This is a genomic window from Eudoraea sp., from assembly GCF_039969275.1.
In the GTDB taxonomy this organism is placed as follows: Bacteria; Bacteroidota; Bacteroidia; order Flavobacteriales; family Flavobacteriaceae; genus Eudoraea.
This window is the reverse complement of record NZ_JBDVOC010000009.1, coordinates 19239-38780: the sequence shown is the minus strand read 5'-3', so window position 1 is coordinate 38780 and position 19542 is coordinate 19239. Positions and strand designations below refer to the sequence as shown.

General features: G+C 39.6%; 14 protein-coding genes. 4 read left to right on the top strand and 10 right to left on the bottom strand.

Annotated elements, in window-relative coordinates; all coding sequences use genetic code 11:
• Window positions 1–4: 4 nt before the first annotated feature.
• The 8 genes from ABJH90_RS07390 to ABJH90_RS07355 form a co-directional block, all read right to left on the bottom strand.
• Window positions 5–949 (bottom strand): SIS domain-containing protein, encoded by a 945-nt coding sequence (locus ABJH90_RS07390; RefSeq protein ID WP_348319790.1) that lies wholly within the window; start codon window positions 947–949, stop codon window positions 5–7.
• A gap of 85 nt (window positions 950–1034) precedes the next feature.
• Entirely contained in the window at window positions 1035–2528 is a 1494-nt protein-coding gene (locus tag ABJH90_RS07385; RefSeq protein WP_348142903.1) for a YfcC family protein, read from the bottom strand.
• A gap of 144 nt (window positions 2529–2672) precedes the next feature.
• Entirely contained in the window at window positions 2673–3164 is a 492-nt protein-coding gene (locus ABJH90_RS07380; protein ID WP_348338069.1) for a DUF4440 domain-containing protein, read from the bottom strand.
• Window positions 3165–3378: 214 nt separating this feature from the next.
• Entirely contained in the window at window positions 3379–4110 is a 732-nt protein-coding gene (locus ABJH90_RS07375) for an NAD(P)-binding oxidoreductase (protein WP_348142897.1), read from the bottom strand.
• Window positions 4111–4221: 111 nt separating this feature from the next.
• Window positions 4222–4461, bottom strand: coding sequence for a DUF1059 domain-containing protein (locus ABJH90_RS07370; RefSeq protein WP_348142895.1), 240 nt, complete (start codon window positions 4459–4461; stop codon window positions 4222–4224).
• A gap of 187 nt (window positions 4462–4648) precedes the next feature.
• Entirely contained in the window at window positions 4649–7033 is a 2385-nt protein-coding gene (locus ABJH90_RS07365) for a heavy metal translocating P-type ATPase (RefSeq protein ID WP_348142892.1), read from the bottom strand.
• A 278-nt stretch (window positions 7034–7311) separates the two neighbouring features.
• On the bottom strand, window positions 7312–8253 hold the full coding sequence (locus tag ABJH90_RS07360) for an aldo/keto reductase (RefSeq protein ID WP_348142889.1): 942 nt from the start codon (window positions 8251–8253) through the stop codon (window positions 7312–7314).
• Window positions 8254–8350: 97 nt separating this feature from the next.
• Window positions 8351–10069 (bottom strand): amidohydrolase, encoded by a 1719-nt coding sequence (locus tag ABJH90_RS07355; RefSeq protein ID WP_348142886.1) that lies wholly within the window; start codon window positions 10067–10069, stop codon window positions 8351–8353.
• Between the two features lie 263 nt (window positions 10070–10332).
• On the opposite strand from ABJH90_RS07355, the gene ABJH90_RS07350 reads away from it, so the two are divergent.
• Window positions 10333–11913, top strand: coding sequence for an NAD(P)/FAD-dependent oxidoreductase (locus tag ABJH90_RS07350; protein WP_348142883.1), 1581 nt, complete (start codon window positions 10333–10335; stop codon window positions 11911–11913).
• Between the two features lie 41 nt (window positions 11914–11954).
• Here the strand turns inward: ABJH90_RS07350 and ABJH90_RS07345 are convergent, their stop codons facing one another.
• Together ABJH90_RS07345 and ABJH90_RS07340 are read right to left on the bottom strand one after the other, a co-directional pair.
• On the bottom strand, window positions 11955–16064 hold the full coding sequence (locus ABJH90_RS07345) for an FG-GAP-like repeat-containing protein (RefSeq protein ID WP_348142880.1): 4110 nt from the start codon (window positions 16062–16064) through the stop codon (window positions 11955–11957).
• Window positions 16065–16357: 293 nt separating this feature from the next.
• Window positions 16358–17461, bottom strand: a complete 1104-nt coding sequence (locus tag ABJH90_RS07340; protein ID WP_348142877.1) for a DUF5009 domain-containing protein — start codon at window positions 17459–17461, stop codon at window positions 16358–16360.
• Between the two features lie 260 nt (window positions 17462–17721).
• On the opposite strand from ABJH90_RS07340, the gene ABJH90_RS07335 reads away from it, so the two are divergent.
• The 3 genes from ABJH90_RS07335 (at window position 17722) to ABJH90_RS07325 (ending at window position 19422) form a co-directional block, all read left to right on the top strand.
• Entirely contained in the window at window positions 17722–18501 is a 780-nt protein-coding gene (locus tag ABJH90_RS07335) for a glucose 1-dehydrogenase (protein WP_348142874.1), read from the top strand.
• Window positions 18502–18806: 305 nt separating this feature from the next.
• The gene (locus ABJH90_RS07330; RefSeq protein ID WP_348142872.1) at window positions 18807–19286 is read left to right on the top strand and encodes a hypothetical protein; all 480 of its coding nucleotides are present in this window, start codon (window positions 18807–18809) and stop codon (window positions 19284–19286) included.
• Window positions 19273–19422 carry a hypothetical protein gene (locus ABJH90_RS07325; protein WP_348142869.1) on the top strand — a complete coding sequence of 50 codons (150 nt, stop codon included), beginning with the start codon at window positions 19273–19275 and terminating at the stop codon, window positions 19420–19422. Before ABJH90_RS07330 ends, ABJH90_RS07325 begins: the two co-directional genes overlap by 14 nt.
• Window positions 19423–19542 lie beyond the last annotated feature (120 nt).

Genomic DNA, 19542 nt, shown 5'->3' with positions numbered 1-19542 from the left:
AAAATTAGTATTCCACTTTACCCATATAACGGCGTGTTTCCAGTGGATGATTGCGAATCTTTGCCAATGCCTCCCGGTAATCACACAGCACGCTGTAGAACAGGATGGGATTGAAATACTCCACAACAGAGTCGGGAAGCACATCAAGGCCTAGCTCTTTGGCGTCGATTACTATATAATTCTTCGCGTATCTTTTAAGGAAGACGATCACCCGCTCATCTAGTGCGCGGGTGCGGCCTTCATTCAACAACACAATGAAATTGGTTTTTTTGTCGGTAATTTCAAAAGGGCCGTGAAAAAACTCCCCGGAATGAATTGCGCTTGCGTGCAACCGTTGCATTTCCATCAGGGAGCAGATCGCAAAGCCATAAGCAAGTCCGAAGCTCGCTCCGCTAGATAAGCTATAGAACAATTTCTCATTCTGATACGCCTCTGCAAATGTCAGGACTCGTTCGCCCGCTTTATTGCGTGCTGCTGTAACAACATCGTCTATCTTTAGTAAAGCTTCCTGAAATTCGTGGTAATTGGCATACCCCTCTGTGTGTTGTAATATTTCAAGACTAAGCGCCAGCGTAATTGCCATCGGATTATTCTGGACACTTGCTTCATCACCCCACTCGTATACAATATTATTATCCGAAAAAGCAGCAAAATCGGATGACTCATTGTAAGTCAGGGAAACAGTGAGAGAGCCGGCTGCCTTTGCAACTTTCAACGCCTCAACAATCTCTGGTGTAGCACCACTGTGCGAGCAAAAGATGACAACAGACCGCTCTCCGAGCACCCTGGGTACCGCATGAACAAACTCATTGGCCGTATAGAGATCAGAACGCAGTAAACGGCTCTCACTTGCCAGGAAGAATTTGGACGGATAGAGATCTACCAATGAACCTCCACAAGCTACAAAGAATACCTCTGACATTTGAACCCCGTCTTCGGCTCTGGCCATGAGCATTTTAACCAGTGCCTTAGTGTGTATAGAGATTGAATTCATAAAATTTAATCTTGATATTATGTTGGGTGCATATTTAATTTTAATATACAGAAATAGTCAACAAAATCATGGTTGTAATCAACAATAGTATAAGAAGAGGCATTATAAAGTGCAACCACTTATTGAACCCTATTTTCACAATAGCCAGGGCTGCCAATATTAAACTTGTAGGATTGATCAAATAAAACAAACCCATACCATATTGATAAGTGTTAACAATAGTCTCTCTTCCAATGTTTACAGTATCTGCTAATGGCGACATGATTGGCATGGTTAAAACAGCCATTCCTGAGGACGAGGGCATAAAAAAGGATAAACCCCCATAAATAAAGAGCATGACATTCGTAAACACACCTTTGTTCATCCCTTCTGTAAATGTACTTGCATGATATAAAATGGTATCGCTAATAAGTCCATCTTCCATTAAAATGGTAACACCCCGGGCGATACCAACAATAAAGGCTACACTGAGTAAAGAGGCTGCACCTTTTGCAAACACCTCCACAAAAACAGTTTCTTTGATCTTTCCAATAATCCCAATAAGTATTGCGCCAACAAGAAAGGTGGTTGTCATTTCTACAAACCACCAACCTAAAAAAGAAACCCCATATATCATAACTACGAAGCATAATGAAAATACTACGGTAATGAGTCTCAGCCTATTTGTGAATTCCGTTGTTTTATCTATGGTATTTATTCCAAACAACTTCTCCAGGGCCTCTTTTTGGTCATAAATAAGTGACTTAGATGGATCTGCTTTTACACGTTTTGCATAGCGAAGAATATAAAGAATGGTAATAGCCAAACAAACAACCAGCATGATTAAGCGATTGTTGAGACCCAGTGTCCAGGCTATTCCAGCAGCATCCGAAGCAATAATCGTAGAAAACGGATTTATAGTAGAGCACATGGTCCCAATTCCTGAACCCAGAAATATACAGGCCAGCCCCACCATTGCATCATATTTTGCTGCCAGGAATACAGGAATTAAAATAGGATAGAAAGCCATCGTTTCTTCTGCCAGACCAAAGGTTGTTCCACCGGCTGCAATAAGTGTTGTTACCAAAATAATTAGAATATACTCTCTGCCTTTAAGTGTTTTTGCCATCCAGGATATTCCGGCATCAAATGCCCCAGTGAGGTTCATAATACCAATTAAGCCTCCAATAATAAGGATTAAAAAGATGATGTCTGCCGCCGCAATTATACCCTTTATAGGCGATGTCGCCAAGGCTGCAAGGCCCTGTGGTTTTGATTCCTGTTCTTTATAGGTATTGGGAATTCCTATTGGCTTATAGATATCACCACTTGTAAATTTTTGAATAGGAATTTTAATGTTGAGGTTCTCTAAGGTTTCTTGTGTTGCCGGTAATTCTACATGCTCTTCTACGCTGGTTTTGGTAAATGTATTGGTAGTAGCATTGTAAGCCAGACTATCATATTTCCCTGCAGGAACTATCCATGTTAAAACTGTTACAAATACAGCAATTAAGATTAGAATGGTTTGGGCAGTTGGAAATTTTAGTTTTTTCATTTATGAATTCTGTTGCTATTTCCTGGTTGGTCCAAATGCACCACAACGGTTCGGCTATGAGTGGTTGCATCCCGCAATGGGTTTATTTGCTTATAGGTGTTGTTGTGTAAAGCACATAGGCTTAATACACCGTTCATTAGCTTATTACTCTCCAACTTTTGGGTCTGCAAACCAGGTATCCCGAAAAATTTTCCATTCACCATCAACTTTCTTCCAAACTAACAAATATTTTCCTGTGGCTTTCCATTTACCGGTCGCATGGGCAAAATATCCCGTTCCCTGTTCCACAAGCAAGTCTTTGTTTCCCCAAAGACCCGTTGTGGCATAACTGCCAGTAACACTATCCCTGACCCAACCTTCAAAAACCTTTATAATATTTTGCCTCCCAACTGTTGACGGACTTCCATCATGAAAAATCTCTGCGTCTTCGGCATACAAATTCCCAAATGCAACTTTGTCTCCGCTAGCCATAGCATTTTCATATGCTCTTAGACGAGATGTAATTTCACTTTTTGCCTTTTCTAAATCGAATTGAGTTGTCTTATTCTTTGGTTGATTACAGTTCACAAGAGTCAATGTCAGGAAAGCAGTCAAAGCTAAATTTGTCATCTTATTTGAAAAGGGTATTAAAGTCATAAGTTATTATTAGTTTACTGATATTTCAATCCTATTTCCTAAAACGGTTTTTATATGAAAAGTAGCGAATTAAAATTCGTAATATTTTCGATTAGGATAAATGTATTAAAAAAGCGCAAGATTTAAAGGCTTGCGCTTACAGCTATTTTTTATAAACGTTATTGTAGTAAATCAAATACTATTCAAAATTCAATTTCTTCACATTGGTCTCTATTTATTTTGGAGACGACTTATTATATATTACAGGCATTTGTCCTTTCCATTTATCCCATAAATCATCGTCGCTTATGAGATTAGCCATAAAGTGACCTACATTAATACGACTGGTTTTACCTGCATCAAAAATTGCACTTCTGATTGGTGAAGGGTGTATTTCGTAATCAGTTACTTCTTCCTCATTGGTTAAATCGTCTGGTCGAACAGCAGCCCACTCGATTAATTGATTGTTTTGACCAATTTTGGACCTCAAATAATCTGCTGCCTGTTCATTATCTACATGAGGAGGTAATAGTAAACGAAGAAGTCCAATTACACATTTTTGACCAAACGAAATAGGTTCGCTTAAATCGCGATTTTGGTTGCCGGTAGTATTCATTAAAACATATTTGATTGGCTCCTCCGGACTATTTACTCTTATCGCATTGCAGAGTCGTTTAGCAGCATCGGTCACAAGTTTTCTGGGTTGTCCGTAGATACCTTTCCAAGTCATATTATGCCCCAGGCATGAAGCAATTGCTTCACAATCCTTAATATGTTCACTCATCTGGCTGTCACTTAGTTCTAAAAGGCTTGCAGAAATTATTAGTACGTTCTCATTGCTTTTCCACGATTCCGGTAATTTTTCAGGAGACCTCACAATCACCTTAACTTTTTGTCCTCTATTCAGAAGCTGCTGAACCAATTGTCTTCCTGTAGCCCCACTGGCACCTGCTACTAAGGTTGTCATATTATTAAATTTTTATTTTATAAATTCTCCAGAACGGCTTTTCTCCAAAAATACATTCCAAATACTAAAGTTACAATGGCAAACAATTTCAATTGCATACAAGGGTTTTGGCTATGATTTCGGTGTGCCTGGGGGTAGTGCGTCAAATTCCTTCCTTTTATTTTCAAACCATTCCGTCATAGCTCCAGGAGACTGCATTAGTTCTTTCATTTTATGCATTGCTCTAAGATGTCCTACATCACCAGATTGGAACATTTCCATTCCATGCTTTTTACTTTGCTCTGTCATTTCCTCAAAAGTGTCTGCATGAAATTCTAAGTCGCATGCGCCACCTAATTGTTTACAAGTCATTGTTTTCATTTTTACCATAATATTAGTTAAGAATCGTTATTATCCTTCTATTCATAATGAGGGTTTCCTATACCGGTTTCCAAATAATTTATCAAGCTGGTTGAGATGAAAAAATCCCATCCTAATTTACAAACTTCATAGCAATTCAGATTTGGAGTCAGTCCTTTATGTAACAGTAAATTTCAGACTAAATACTAAAATTTCTTAATCTCAATGCATTCGTGATTACTGAAACAGAACTAAAGCTCATTGCCAAAGCTGCAATCATAGGTGAAAGCAGTAATCCAAATATTGGATATAATAAACCTGCCGCTATTGGCAGTCCTAATGTGTTATATACAAATGCAAAAAAAAGGTTTTGATTTATGTTTTTCATTACACTTTGACTTAACTTTTTCGCTTTTACAATCCCTTGCAAATCTCCTTTCACCAAAGTTATTGACGCGCTTTCAATAGCTACATCCGTTCCTGTGCCCATTGCTATCCCAACATCAGATTGTGCTAAAGCAGGTGCATCGTTAATACCATCGCCTGCCATTGCAACACTTCTGCCTTGCGCCTGAAGTACTTTTATTTCGTTTAGTTTATCTTCCGGAAGACATTCTGCTTTATACTGTTTGAGGTTTAATTGTTCTGCAACTGCCTTAGCTGTGTTCTTATTATCCCCGGTCAACATTATAACCTCAATACCACTCTTTTGTAATTCCTTTATAGCTTTTTTACTCGTTTCTTTTATAGCATCAAAAATGGTAACGTAACCTACTACCTCTTTATCTACTGTTATATATGAAACTGTTTTACCTTGTTCTTGTTCAGCTGCTACCTTGTTCGCCAGATCCTTTGAAATAGAAATTGATAATTGTTCTAATAGTTTAGCGTTGCCTAAAGCAATCTTATTCTTTTCAAATGTACCTGTAACCCCTTTCCCTGGAATTGCTTCAAAATCGTTTACTTTAAAGGTGGATACATTTTTTGACTTTCCGTAATTCACAATTGCTTTAGCTAAAGGGTGCTCACTATATTGGTTCAGGGAAGCTATAGTTTTTACTAATGCTGTTTCATCTATAACATCTGTTGTTGCACTTACTTTTTCAACTGATGGTTTTCCTTCTGTAATAGTTCCTGTTTTATCTACAATAAGCGTATTTACCGAATTCATTTTCTCCAATGCTTCGGCATTTTTAATTAATACGCCAGATTGCGCACCTCTGCCAACTCCAACCATAACAGACATTGGTGTTGCTAAACCTAAGGCACAGGGACAGGCAATAATCAAAACAGCAATTGCATTCACAAATGCAAATACATAAGCGGGTTCCGGGCCATAAATTGCCCAGACGATAAAGGTTAAAACCGAAATAATTATTACAATCGGAACAAAATATTTAGATATTCTATCGGCTAATTTTTGAATGGGTGCTTTAGACCTACTTGCGGTTTGCACCATATCAATGATTTGAGAAAGCAGGGTTTCTGAACCAACTTTTTCTGCTTTCATTATGAACGATTTTGTATCGTTTATTGTTCCTGCACTGACTTTATCATACACTGTTTTATCTACTGGAATAGGCTCTCCTGTAATCATCGATTCATCAATACTGCTAAGACCTTCGACAATACTACCATCTACCGGTATTTTTTCTCCGGGTTTTACCCGTAATAAATTGCCCTCTTGAATTTTATCGATAGCAATTACTTTATTTTCCCCATCCACCACTAATGTTGCTGTTGAAGGCACTAATTTTAGTAGTTCCTTAATAGCTCCACTTGTTCTAATATGTGCTTTTGCTTCTAATAATTGCCCTAATAACACCAATGTTAAAATAACGGTTGATGCTTCAAAATAGACAAAGACATTACCATCTGCACTCTTAAAATTTTGTGGAAATACATCGGGAAAGAGCAGCGCAAATACACTAAATAACCAGGCAATCCCAGAACCAATGCCAATAAGGGTAAACATATTCAGGTTCATTGTTTTAATAGATGTCCAGGCACGTTTAAAGAACATCCAGGTAGCATAAAATACTACTGGAATTGACAATGCAAATTGTATCCAGTTCCAATATTTTTGTTCTAAAACAGTATACAATGGATTATTGTTTAACATTTCAGACATTGCAATTAGAAATATTGGCAGCGTTAAGGCCAATGCAATCCAAAACTTTCTCAATAGCTTTTTATAGGTAGTATCTTCTTCTGAAGTATCTGATTCCAATTGTACCAAGTCCATTCCGCATACAGGGCAGTCTCCTGCTTTGTTATAGGTTTTATCTCCTTCGCAATGCATTGGGCAATAAAAAGCACCTGTTCCTTTACCTTTTGGTGGTTCTGCTTTTTTGTCTATATGAGGGGATTTGTCATTTTCATGAATACTATATCTGCCGCCATCATTCTTTAAGGCTCCTTGAAATTTTTCAATAGGAATGTGAGATTCCATTTCTATAACTGCTTCTGATTTTTCTAAATTGACAGATGCCTTTAAAACACCCTTAACTTTTGAAAGTGTATCTTCAACATGGTTGCGACAACCATTACATGTCATTCCCTGTATGTGATATGTTTGCTTCATATTTGTTGAAAATCCTTGTTTTTTTAGTTTGCAGAAAACGGTCTTGTTAAAATTCGTTTTCTTTGATCACCGAAGCCTTTCAGCCTTCGCAGCCCAGCTACTTGTGCCTCCGCTTGAGCTTAAGCGATACGTGGTCGGCGAAGTAGGATAGCGAAGGTGATATAACTTTTTATATTGTAATGAGTGGCCCTCTTTATTAAATATACTCAGGTTTGGTATTTAAATTAATTCTACTGCTATAAAAGTATCCGGAAAAATATGAATTAGGCGCTTCATTTTTATCCCCATTCGGGAAATTGAGTAGTATTCAGATCCATTGATGCAATAGTCTGCAGATCAGATTCAGCAAGCTCAAAGTCAAAAATATCAACATTTTCAATCATATGTGCTTTTTGGGAAGATCTTGGAATTGCAATAATTCCTCTCTGGAAGTGCCACCTTAAACATACCTGGGCGATACTCTTATTGTACTTTTTGCCAATAGCGGCCAGAGTTTGGTTGCTAAAAATTCCATTTCGCCCTGCAGCGAAGGGAGACCAGGCTTCCATTTGCGTTCCGGAATTCTTCAAAAATTCATAGGATTTGTCCTCATGAAAGAAAACATGGGTCTCTATTTGATTGATCGCCGGTCTGATTTTGGCATATTCCATCAACTCATCAAGTTGCTCAGGTAAAAAATTGCTCACACCAATAGCTCTGATTTTGCCCTCATTGTAAAGTTCTTCCATCGCCTGCCATGTGCCTTTTACATCTCCTCTGGGCCGGTGGATTAGATAAAGATCTAAATACGCTAAACCCAATTTGTTTATAGATGTTTCAAAAGCCTTCTTTGTACTTTCATAGCCCGAATCGTCAACCCAAAGTTTTGACGTTATAAATAGTTCCTCTCTATCAATATCACTTTGCTTAATTGCTGCTCCTACAGCTTCTTCGTTTCCGTAAATATGAGCGGTATCAATAAGCCGATACCCCACTGAAATTGCATCAGACACACATCGTGTACCTCTGGCTCCTTTTAGGGTGTTTGTGCCAAATCCAAGCCTTGGCATTGGTACGCCATTGTTGAGGGATACGGTTGGAATTGAATTTTTTATCCGGGGTGCGGAAAGGGCACCGAACAGTTTTGAACTTCCTAAACCCAAAAACACTGTCGCAGCGGCAAACGTTGTGCTTCTTTTTAAAAACTCCCGGCGCTTTACTCCATACCTATGATTTTCCATACTTATTTCTCTTTTTTATTAATTTAAAAATAGGGATTTTTGAATTGAATTTTAGAGCAGCATAAGAACCCGGATAAAACTCAAATTTTTATACTTTTTATTCTTCCTGGTAAACTGTTTCACCTTCTTTTATAGTTGTAGTCACTTTAATGGTTTTTATGTCCTCTTCTGAAACTTTTAACGGATTCTTATCAAGGATAACCAGGTCCGCTAATTTTCCTACTTCTAAAGTGCCTTTGCTATCTTCTTCAAAATGTTGATACGCAGACCAACTTGTAATGGATTGAATTGCCTGAAAAGGCGTAAGTTTTTCTTCAGCACCAATAATCGCACCGGAGCGAGACTTACGCTCAACTGAGATACCAACCATACGCATTAAATTTGGTAAAGCAACAGGGGCATCGGTATGTGTTGTAATTTTTAAGCCTTTCTTTAATGCAGTTTTTGTTGGGCTTATCTTGTTTCCTAAACTATCTCCTATAATTTGTTTATGCCAATCTCCCCAATAGAAAGTGTGTAGCGGAAATAATGAGGCTATTACATCTAATTCTTTTAACGAATCTAATTGATCTTCGCGTACATATTGTCCATGAATTAAAACATTTCTGCGATTCTCATTACCATATTTTTTAGCAAGTGGCTTCATGGTTCTAATCATCTGATCTATAGCCGCATCTCCATTGGCATGTGTTAGAACCTGCCAATTATTTTTAAATCCCTTTTCGTAGATGGAAGACACAACGGTGTCTTCCGGAATTGCAGGATATCCTGCATAATCTTTGCTGGCTCCATCAGGAGGAATTAAATAGGGTTGTGTTCGCCAAGCCGTTCTGCCTTGAGGAGAACCATCTAATGTAAGCTTCATACCGGCTATTCTATAATGATTTTGGTAGGTTTTACTGTTCCACTTGGAATCCATGTATTTGTCTACAAATAAATAATCAACATAACTAACAACATCAAGTTTAAGTTTTCCAGATTCAGCGGCAGCAACAAGATCTTCGTGGTTATGCATCGTTCTTCCTTCCTGTGCTGTGGTATAGCCATAGGACAAAGCCATCTTTTGGCCTGCTTCAAAAAACTTATTAGTTGCTTCTGTACTCGAGGGAGAAATAACTTTCATCATGTAAGGTATAGCAGCCAATTCCTCTAAAACACCATTAGGCTCGTTATTGTTTTCACGACGAATAATGCCACCATCCGGATCTTTTGTTTCTGCAGTTATTTCCAGAAGTTCTAAACCCTTAGAGTTTACCACAGCAAAATGGCCGGAAATATGAATAATCATAATTGGAAATTCTTTTGATACCTTATCCAAATCATGTTTTGTAGGAAATCTATTTTCTTCAAGTATTGAATCATCGAAACCCATGCCAAAGATCCAGCCGGTTAAATCTCTGTTTTCAGGAGTATTCCATTCCTTGAGAATATTAATAAGTGTGGGGATATTTTTAGCGCCGGCATCAGGTGGTGGCAAGATTTGAGCACCAATGGCTTGAGTTGAAAAAAAAGAAAAGTGCGCATGGCCATCAATAAAACCTGGCAGCATGGTTTTCCCTTCTAAATTTACCTGTTTTGCCTTGCCCTCAAATTTTTGTAAAGCCGTAGTCTTATCCCCGACAAAAACAATTTGCCCTTCCCTTTGGACTAATGCCTCTACATAATGGGGAGCATCACCAACCATGGTAATAATGTCTCCATTATAAAAAATGGTGGCAGAACCACGCTCTGAAATTTCATTACTTTTCTTTGATTGATTGCAAGAGCAAATTGAACAAAAAACGACTCCAAGTAATAATATATATTTAATTTTCATTTTATATTTAATTAATAATTGCAAACGGTCTTGTCTATGGCGTATGGGACACACTTAGAATTATCTTCTATGACTATATCCAGAAACCTTCCTTTTGAGAATACGGTATCCCATTGGTCATCTTCTGATAGTGTTTTGTATTCGCAGAGGGTCATTTAAGTGCGTTCTGTATTTTTTAAAGGTAAAAAATAAAGAAAGAGCAGCATAATCCTATTATAGAAGAAGTTAATCCTATTTTGTATTTTAATTAAAAAATAAACCTAATGATTCAATCTTACAAACAACGACCACGGTTACAGGAATCTTACGACACCATCATCATAGGATCGGGAATGGGAGGTCTTGCAACAGCTGCTATTCTATCTAAACAAGGTCAAAAGGTTTTGGTATTGGAGCGACATTATACAGCAGGAGGTTTTACACATGTTTTTAAACGCAAAGGCTATGAATGGGATGTAGGCATCCATTATATTGGGGAGGTACAGCGGGAAAACAGCATTTTAAGAAAACTGTTTGATTATGTAACAGACCATAAATTAAAGTGGGCCGACATGGGAGAAGTATACGACCGAATAGTTATTGGCGATCAACACTTTGATTTTGTAAAAGGGGTTAAAAACTTCAAAAAACAAATGATCTTCTACTTTCCCGAAGAAGAAAACGCAATCAATACATACGTCAATTTAGTGTTTAAGGCTGTAAAAACAGGTAAAAACTATTACATCAGCAAGGCCATATCGCCATTCCTGAATGCATTACTAGGTAAGTTTCTAAAAAATCCTTTTTACAAATTCTCAGATAAAACAACAGATGAAGTCCTCCGTTCATTAACCAAAAATGAAACCCTGATAAAGGTACTCTCTGGCCAATATGGTGATTATGGACTCCCTCCTAAACAAAGTAGTTTCTCCATGCATGCTTCAGTCGTCAGACATTATTTTGATGGAGGAAGTTTTCCTGTTGGAGGTTCTTCTCAGATTGTTAAAACAATAGCTCCTGTAATAGCCGCTTCAGGAGGTACAATTTTGACTAATGCAGAAGTAGAAGAGGTTGTCATTGAGAAAAATACTGCTTTAGGTGTAAAGATGAAAGATGGAAAAATAATTCGAGCCAAAAGCATTGTGAGTAACGCAGGAATAATGACCACTTATAATACATTATTACCATCAGCAACAGTTGAAAAACACAAATTGAAAGAACAGTTACAAAAAATAAAACCATCTGTGGCACATGTAAGCTTATATATTGGTTTAGAAGGTTCTCCGGAAGACCTTCAGCTTCCTAAAACAAATTATTGGATTTATCCGGCTGAAGGTGATCATGACACATGTGTTAAAAGATATTTAGATGATTTATCTCAAACATTCCCTTTGGTATATCTTTCTTTTCCATCAGCCAAAGATCCGGATTGGTCTAATCGCTATCCTGGTAAAAGTTCCATTGATATCATAACATTAATGCCCTTTGAAATATTTGAAAAATGGTCTGATACCTCCTGGAAAAAAAGGGGAGATAATTATGAAAAGATAAAAGAAGACATTGCTCAACGTTTATTAAAGGAACTGTATAAACAACTTCCACAGGTAGAAGGAAAGATAAATTGTTATGAACTTTCAACACCGGTGACCACACAACATTTTATGAATTATAAAAATGGAGAAGTTTACGGGTTAGATCATGGTCCTTCCAGGTTTAGACAACCCTTTTTAACCCCCAGAACACCAATCAAAAACTTTTATCTTACAGGTCAGGATATTGTAACGGCAGGTGTTGGGGGAGCATTGTTTTCAGGTGTATTGACTACTATGGCAATAACCGGAAAAAATGTATTAAAAACTTTATAAATATTAAAAAGCGGTTCGCACCAAAAGGGTGCCCTCAACAACTACTTGTCTTTTACAACTACCTTCAGAGATTTTGTGGCCTTTCCATCTGTAATTACAATAAAATAGACCCCCTTGCTCAAGATGGAAAGTTGTAAAGGATCTTCCCCCTTAAATGTTTGAACCAATTGACCCGCTGTATTATAAACTTCAATAACACTTTTTTCGGTGGTTGCAGGAATGGTCAAACTATTGGACGTTGGGTTAGGATAAGCCATCACATTATCAATAAGTGAAATGGTTTCAACATATTCACCCTCACAGGGTAAGTTCGATGCTACTGTAAGTACATCTCCGTTATTAACCGTGGCGCTAAACCTTTGCCTCTCATAAGTGCCTATAACCTCATCATTTATACGCAGGACATAAGGTGGAGTACCTGTATTAATCTCGATCGTTGCCTTATAAGTAAATCCTTCAGAATCTATTTTTGATGTTATATCCATCTCCGGAAACTCTTGAATGGTTATGTTATAACACTGCTGTAAATCCGGATTATCTTTAACACTTAAACAGATGTCGTATGCTCCGGGCATCAGATTGTTGACAACAATTTCCTGAGTAAAAGCGTATTCCTGGTCGTTAATCTCAAGGATATAATCATAATAATCTACGGCGTTTACAGTAAGACTTCCATTATTTTGATTATGACAACTTTCTCCGGTGGTTTTGATCAGAAAATTATTGGATGCTAATTTTACCAAACCGTTAAAATATTCATTGGCTAAAGCGTATGCATCATTGCCTATCTTATCGCCAATAATACGTCCCGGGATATCGTCGATCGGCGGATGAATGCCTCCCCAGATTCTGGATAAACTGGTTTGGTCTGAGGCATCCCTGTAAGTGGCCCACTGCAAACTGAGATTTTCACTGGGGCCCTGTTCAAAAACCAAAAAGTTATTTTGTTCAATATCAAAAACACCAATTCCTCCGGGAAAATAAGGATCCCCGGTAAGCCTGGTAAGAACTTCTGCAGCTGCCCGTGAAAAAGTAGAATGCCCGGATACATAACCTGCAAATGGTGGTGTAACAAATGTTGGGCGTTGATATGGCCACCATTGTGTACCCAGAATCCAATCCACTCCGGCGATATCAGCTGTAGGATCCGAAATAAAATCAGGACCTTTCCAGGCAAATATTTTGATCTTACCTACATTTTCATCTCCCGGTCCTGCCAAAGGATCCCCGCTTTCAATAAGTTCTATTCTCCCTGGAATTAGCGGTAATCCATGCGGATGAAAACTCTGCAAGGAGTTGTCTGTACTTTGTCCTTTGGAGGCCATATATCGAATGGCGGAAATAGGTCGAATATAATCATAGTAGCCCTTTACACCCCAGGTATTTACCGCCGCATCGTGCATAGCCCCTCCAAGCGCTAAATAACTTTTTACATCCCATTCCAAATCGTCCAGAACAGCTCCCTCACCTTCAATTTGTTTTATAGTTTCAGGATGATCGCTGACGTAATTTAATATAGTGAACCAATGTCCGGGAGGGGTTTCAGAATCGGGGCCATCTGCCCAAAATTCAGCCAGGACCCGCGCATAATCGGATCTTTTTACCAGTTGTTGTTCATAGGGCTGACCCGTAACAGGATTTATGGGATGTCCGGCACCTATATCACCTCCTTCCATAAAATCGTAAAACGACTGAAACTCTTCAAAAGTGGCTGGAAAAGAAGCCAGTGCTACATTTCCGATGCCTCCTGGTGAAATATCAATTAGGGTCGGATCTGACGGATCTAAATGTGAGGACCAGGATGCCACTAAAGCAAAATGCCATTTATATGGATCTTCAATGCCATCCAGACTCGAATCATTTATGGTAACCGGAGGCCCGGGATCATTGTAAATATAACTGTCAAAACCATTATTTAGAATAGTTAAGTCGGCTGGGTTCAATGCAAAAGGATTTACCTGGCCCCACTCCGGACTAAGGAATTCAGGAACACTTCCTACAATAGTATTACCGCTTTGGTCAATAAAACTTTGAAATGCAAGGGGTTGCCAGCGGTTGGGATCTGCCAGATCATAGGATTCCTGGTATTCTTCAGGGGATAGCGGTTCATTTATTGGTTCGTAATACTGATTCCCATAGTTGTTTTCTTCATTGGCACCGTCCTGAAGTCCGAATTCTATGAGCTTTGCTCCGAGATAATTCCCCAATGCAGCGTATGATCCGGTACTGTAATTGGTACTTGTAAACGAGCTATCATATCCCAGATTTGAAAATAGTTCCTCAAATCGTTGAAATGCAAAGATAGCTCCCGGAGATTCAGCAAATCTGTGTGAAAGCAAACGATACGTGGCGTAACTCATCATCTCTCGCCTTGCAGCCTCCATATCATTAGGAGGCTCTATTCCCTCAAACTTGCAAGAAAAACCATTTGTAGTTTTCCCCAGAAATACCGTTTCTGCCGTACTGTCCAAAACCGCCCAGGAATCGTACATGGCCAAAGAGCTGTGATACAAGTTACGCCCGTGAACGGTAGGCCTTGCAAAATCGGTTCTAATGGCATCGAGGAGTGCTTCATTCCATTGTCTGGCCACGGATAAGTGAGCAAAATCATCTGCGTTGCTGCCACCGCCGTTATTCCCATCATTGTTTTCAACCGGATTGGTACCTTCAACTAAGGTAATAGATTGGTTTGGGGTAATATTTTCAAAGCGGTCTTTTATTCCACTGAGCCAGGTAACCTCAATATAATCGACAATTTCTGCGGTTCCCAGGCCAACGAATTCCGAAAGGCTGTTCTGACTTATAAAGCCTTCCCCGCATAAAGTATATCTGTAATATTCTTCCCCTGCAACCCCTATTTTTATAAAGGATCCAATGCCCATGCGATTGCTTTGAGTTCCCTCGAGTTTTATTTTGAGCCAGTTATTTCCTGTTGCTGATTGGTTTGCCCAGATGTTGATGGGTTGGTCCTCGATATTAATAACGGCTATATCCGGGAGACCATCGTTCTGAATATCGCCAATGGCGTTGCCATAGCTGGTCCTGGTATCATTGATAAAACCCGCGCTTGAGAGATTGGTAAAATTGCCACTCCCATCGTTTTCATAATAAGCCGATGGAGGCCTGCCATCCGATCCATCAAGGTAGCTCACCACATACAGGTCCTCGGCCCTATCATTCTCACTATCCAAAAAAACGGCTCCCCAGGCGAAACCATCGAAACGTGTGCCATTACCCGATGCAATATTGCTAAAAGTACCATCTCCGTTGTTCAGCATAAAGGCATTCCCAACTACGCTAGTCGGAAAAACTCTTGGAAATATATTGGTGATGTAGATATCGGGCCAACCGTCATTGTTAATATCAGCTATGGTTGCAGACATGCCCTGCATATTAAGATCCATCCCAGAAGCGATACTAATATCTATAAAGGTGCCGTCGCCCCTGTTCCTGTATAAAACATTGGGTATTTCTTCTTTATCATTGGCCAGAAAGATATCCTGAAACCCATCACGGTCATAATCAATAAAAGCGGCGCTTTGTGTTAAGAGAGGTACCAGGGCCAGTCCTGCGGCTTCTGTCACATCTGTAAAGGTGCCATTCCCCTCATTGCGATACAAAAGGTTATAGTCTACAAGATCGTCATCTCTTACCATTAGAAATAGATCCAGGTCGCCATCATTGTCAATATCTCCCCACGAATTACCCCAGTATTTTTTTGATTGACGGGCTATCCCTGAAGGAAACAGAATATCGGTAAATGAATTATTCCCGTCATTCCTGTAGAACCAACATCTTCCTACGTCACTATTGGCAAAAAAATCATTATCCCCGTCGTTGTCAAAATCTACCCAGGTTACTTGTCTCGCTTGCAGGCCTCCGCTGCTAATAGGAAGTGCCTGAATTTCGAATTGGCCTCCTGTATTTCGAAGAAACTGAAAATCGTTGGTTGTTGAAGCGGGTATTGTTATATCATCCCGGCCGTCGTTATCATAATCCACAAAGGATATGCCCGGTCCGTGGATAGTCGCTGTTGAACCGTATGCAACTTCCTGGTTAACTAATTGAGCTTGTACTTCTTCAAAGAAAACTTGTCCCTGACAGTAACCACACCACAATACCAACAGCATCGAAATGGCTAATTTCCTCATCCGGCTTGTTCCATTTTATTTCAAAGGTGTAATATTAGTTATTACAAATGAGTCTTACAATTTACTGCATAATCCTTCCCAAACAAAAATACTCGATGCAACCCTTCTAAAGCTGGACCAATTAATCTATGTTTTTATAATTGATAATCAAGAGGTTCCGAAATGGGCATGTGTATTATGTTTGTATAAATAAAATCCACATAAGCAGCGACTTACGGGGTTCTTTGTGGCCCCTTCTTTTGCTCCGCTGCGGTGGCCAGGCTCGAGTTGAAGGGAGAACAAACCAATTAAACTCAAATTTTTATAAATATTTTCTTTTTATATAACCAATAGCAGAGGTACCATAAGAAGAAAAGGACTATCGCGCTCAAAATAAGAAGTGCACTCAATTCACCCAGCCAGCCAAATACTGCGTTGGAGAATGGTAGTACAATCTTTCTAATAAGATCTGCCCCACCAACATGGGCAAACAGGTAAATAAACAATGGGTTCATTCCCACAATAGCGAAAAAAAGAACCCCTTTTTGGTATTTCTTAATATCTATCAACCAATAACACAAAGCTAGTGCTAACACCGACCATCCGCCACTGGCAAATACAAAAGTACTCGTAGAAATTCGTTTAATGATTGGGGTAATCGGGCTAAGTCCATATCCGACAATCAATCCTATGATGCCTGCAACAATCAAGGTTTGCATCTTTCTTTTATTCGATTGGTCACTCATTAACAATCTACCCGCCAATACCCCCCAAATGGTATGCGCTGTTGTAGGAATAGCATTGAACATTGCCCAATGACCCCCATCTTCCTGTCCTGAAATAAGAATATTGAACCAAGCTCCAAAGTTTTCCCCCGGAACAAAGGCCTGGTTAAATCCTTCTACAGGGAAAAACCTGTAAAGTCCTTCGGTGATAAGAATCAGCAATACCGAAAAACCAAGCTGTACCACAGTTGGTTTTTTCATGATCAGAAAGGCCAAAATATAAGTTACGGACAGCTGTGCAAGCACATTTTGAAATCTAAACACAATTTTTCCAGGATCAATACAATACAGTGCCCAGCCCAGGACCAATAGCACAAATGCCCTTTTCAGAGCGTGCTTAAATACCTGATTATAAGAATCCCCCCTTGCAATTCTCTTGTAAAAGGATAAGGGCATAGCTACCCCAACAATGAACATAAAAAACGGTTGAATCAAATCCCAAAAATGCAATCCTTCCCATTTTACATGATGAAATTGTTCGCCAATGGCGTGTACAATTGATCCTTCAAGTTCGGGAGCTACCATATAGGTAAATAAATGTGAGAACTCCGCGATGAGCAAAAACATGGTTAAGCCTCTGTAAAAATCAAGTGAAAGCAGTCTCTTGTTGGTTTGTCCCTGTTGTTTGGTCATATCGTTTAAATGTACTAAACATATGTAGGGATTGTTGGGCCAAAATCAGCTAACAAAAACAGCCTGCATATGTTCAAAAAAAAGGATTAATTTTAAAGGATAACGAATACTAAATATATATCATTTCTAAGATACCATGACGGCAAAAAGATTGAAGAAGTCAAAAAAAGCTTTTATTTCTCCAAAAAATTGTCGCCGGGGCAAGATGTTTACGAACAAAGTTCACATAAACGATAATTTATTACGGTAAGAATTTAAATATGAAAAAATCTGAACAAGAATACCCGAATTTCAAGCTCAATGGCAAAGTGGCGATAATTACGGGAGCGGCCCGAGGTCTTGGAAGGGCATGCGCACTTGCCCTGGCAAATGAAGGTGCGGACATTGCCCTGGGCCTAAGGGATGTAACTACTGCCGCTGAACTGGAGCAGGAAATTAAGGCCATGGGCAGAAGGGTAATCCGTTTGCAAATGGATGTTTCCGATCTTCAGCAAATCAATGATGCTGTTGCCCGTACGGTTGAAACTTTTGGCAAGATTAATATCCTTGTGAATAATGTTGGTGTTGCCCCCGGTAACCCTGCCGAAAATGTAACCGAAGAGGATTTTGATCATACCATTAATTTGAATTTAAAAGGAAACTTTTTTACTGCACAGGCTGTGGGCAAACAAATGATCAAACAGGGATCGGGCCGTATTATCAATATGAGTTCCCAGGCCGGTTTTATTGCCCTGGACAATGAGTCTATTTACTGTATGACCAAAGCAGGGGTCAACCATCTGACCAAGAACCTTGCTTCAGAATGGGCAAAGTATAATATAAACGTCAATGCTGTGGCGCCGACCTTTATAGAAACACCGGGTACCGAACCCTGGTTAAAGGACAGGGCCTTTAGACAAAGCGTGTTAGACAGGATCCCCCTGGGCCGTATTGGCAAACCTATGGAGGTTGCTGGCGCTGTCGTGTTTTTGGCCTCGGATGCCGCCTCACTGATCACAGGGGAAATAATGCTCATTGATGGTGGATGGACAACCAGGTAGTTGGTAACGACTGAGAAATCTAAAAGATGGTCAAATAAATCCCTGAACTCGGTTAGGGAATACCTTTATGTCATTTCGACAGGAGGTGCGAAGTAACGATTGAGAAATCTAAAAGATTGTCAATTAAATCGCTGAATTTGGTTAGGGAAGAAGTGGAAAAGTTGCCGGAAAAGATTGAAGAGGACAAGCACGTTTTCACAGCACACTGACCAAGGTCATTGCCTACAGCAGAAGATCTCAATACATTTATTAGTGCAATCAGAAGGGGAGTTGCCCCTCTCTTCTAACTTCTAAAATATATAGCTATGAAACATTTCACCTATCTCTTTTTGATCTCGTTGATTTCTCTGACTTTCTCCTGTAGTGATGATGATGACCCAGAGGAACTAACCAAAGACGGTCCGTTCGAGATCAGCGAACTCGCCGGAACCTGGGAGGCCACCAAAGCCCAATTTAGTGTAAACACCGTCTCCGTAGACGTGGTCGAGGACGGGGGAACAGCCAGTATGACTGTGCAATCCAATGGCCGCTTTACCCTTACCCTGGATCCCGTAGATAGGGATGCCTATACGGTAAGTGGGGAGATGTTCTGGGAGGAGTGGCAGCAAACATTCTACTTTGCAATTACCTGGGATGACGAGCCTAATGATTGGGATACCTACGGCCACACCTATGACGGTACAACCCTAACCTTTAATGGGGGCGCCGAAACCGGGGAATACGACTTTGATAATGACGGGGATATGGAAGCCTGTTCTATTCATTTTATCTTTGATCGTTCCTGAGGGTCTTGAACTTGGTAATCCTGGTCTGGGTGCTCCTCCAATGTGGTCCTTTGATGGTGTTACCCTAGGATCTTCCGTGGACATCTATGTTTCGGGTGCCGGAGCTAATGTTATTTATCGCGTCACGCAAGAATAAGGTGCGTTAGGGTCATTGAAGGAGAAACTTCTATCTATAAGAGTTGGAGAATCTTGTTCAAGGAAAGAATACTAATCCAGGGTTTTAAACGCTGGATTAGTTTTTATGTGGTTTTATTAA

Bases quoted from the DNA above. Each gene is read 5' to 3' on its own strand.
- ABJH90_RS07390 (WP_348319790.1), bottom strand. From the start codon at position 949: ATGGCCAGAGCCGAAGACGGGGTTCAAATGTCAGAGGTATTCTTTGTA.
- ABJH90_RS07385 (WP_348142903.1), bottom strand. From the start codon at position 2,528: ATGAAAAAACTAAAATTTCCAACTGCCCAAACCATTCTAATCTTAATT.
- ABJH90_RS07380 (WP_348338069.1), bottom strand. From the start codon at position 3,164: ATGACTTTAATACCCTTTTCAAATAAGATGACAAATTTAGCTTTGACT.
- ABJH90_RS07375 (WP_348142897.1), bottom strand. From the start codon at position 4,110: ATGACAACCTTAGTAGCAGGTGCCAGTGGGGCTACAGGAAGACAATTG.
- ABJH90_RS07370 (WP_348142895.1), bottom strand. From the start codon at position 4,461: ATGACTTGTAAACAATTAGGTGGCGCATGCGACTTAGAATTTCATGCA.
- ABJH90_RS07365 (WP_348142892.1), bottom strand. From the start codon at position 7,033: ATGAAGCAAACATATCACATACAGGGAATGACATGTAATGGTTGTCGC.
- ABJH90_RS07360 (WP_348142889.1), bottom strand. From the start codon at position 8,253: ATGGAAAATCATAGGTATGGAGTAAAGCGCCGGGAGTTTTTAAAAAGA.
- ABJH90_RS07355 (WP_348142886.1), bottom strand. From the start codon at position 10,069: ATGAAAATTAAATATATATTATTACTTGGAGTCGTTTTTTGTTCAATT.
- ABJH90_RS07350 (WP_348142883.1), top strand. From the start codon at position 10,333: ATGATTCAATCTTACAAACAACGACCACGGTTACAGGAATCTTACGAC.
- ABJH90_RS07345 (WP_348142880.1), bottom strand. From the start codon at position 16,064: ATGAGGAAATTAGCCATTTCGATGCTGTTGGTATTGTGGTGTGGTTAC.
- ABJH90_RS07340 (WP_348142877.1), bottom strand. From the start codon at position 17,461: ATGACCAAACAACAGGGACAAACCAACAAGAGACTGCTTTCACTTGAT.
- ABJH90_RS07335 (WP_348142874.1), top strand. From the start codon at position 17,722: ATGAAAAAATCTGAACAAGAATACCCGAATTTCAAGCTCAATGGCAAA.
- ABJH90_RS07330 (WP_348142872.1), top strand. From the start codon at position 18,807: ATGAAACATTTCACCTATCTCTTTTTGATCTCGTTGATTTCTCTGACT.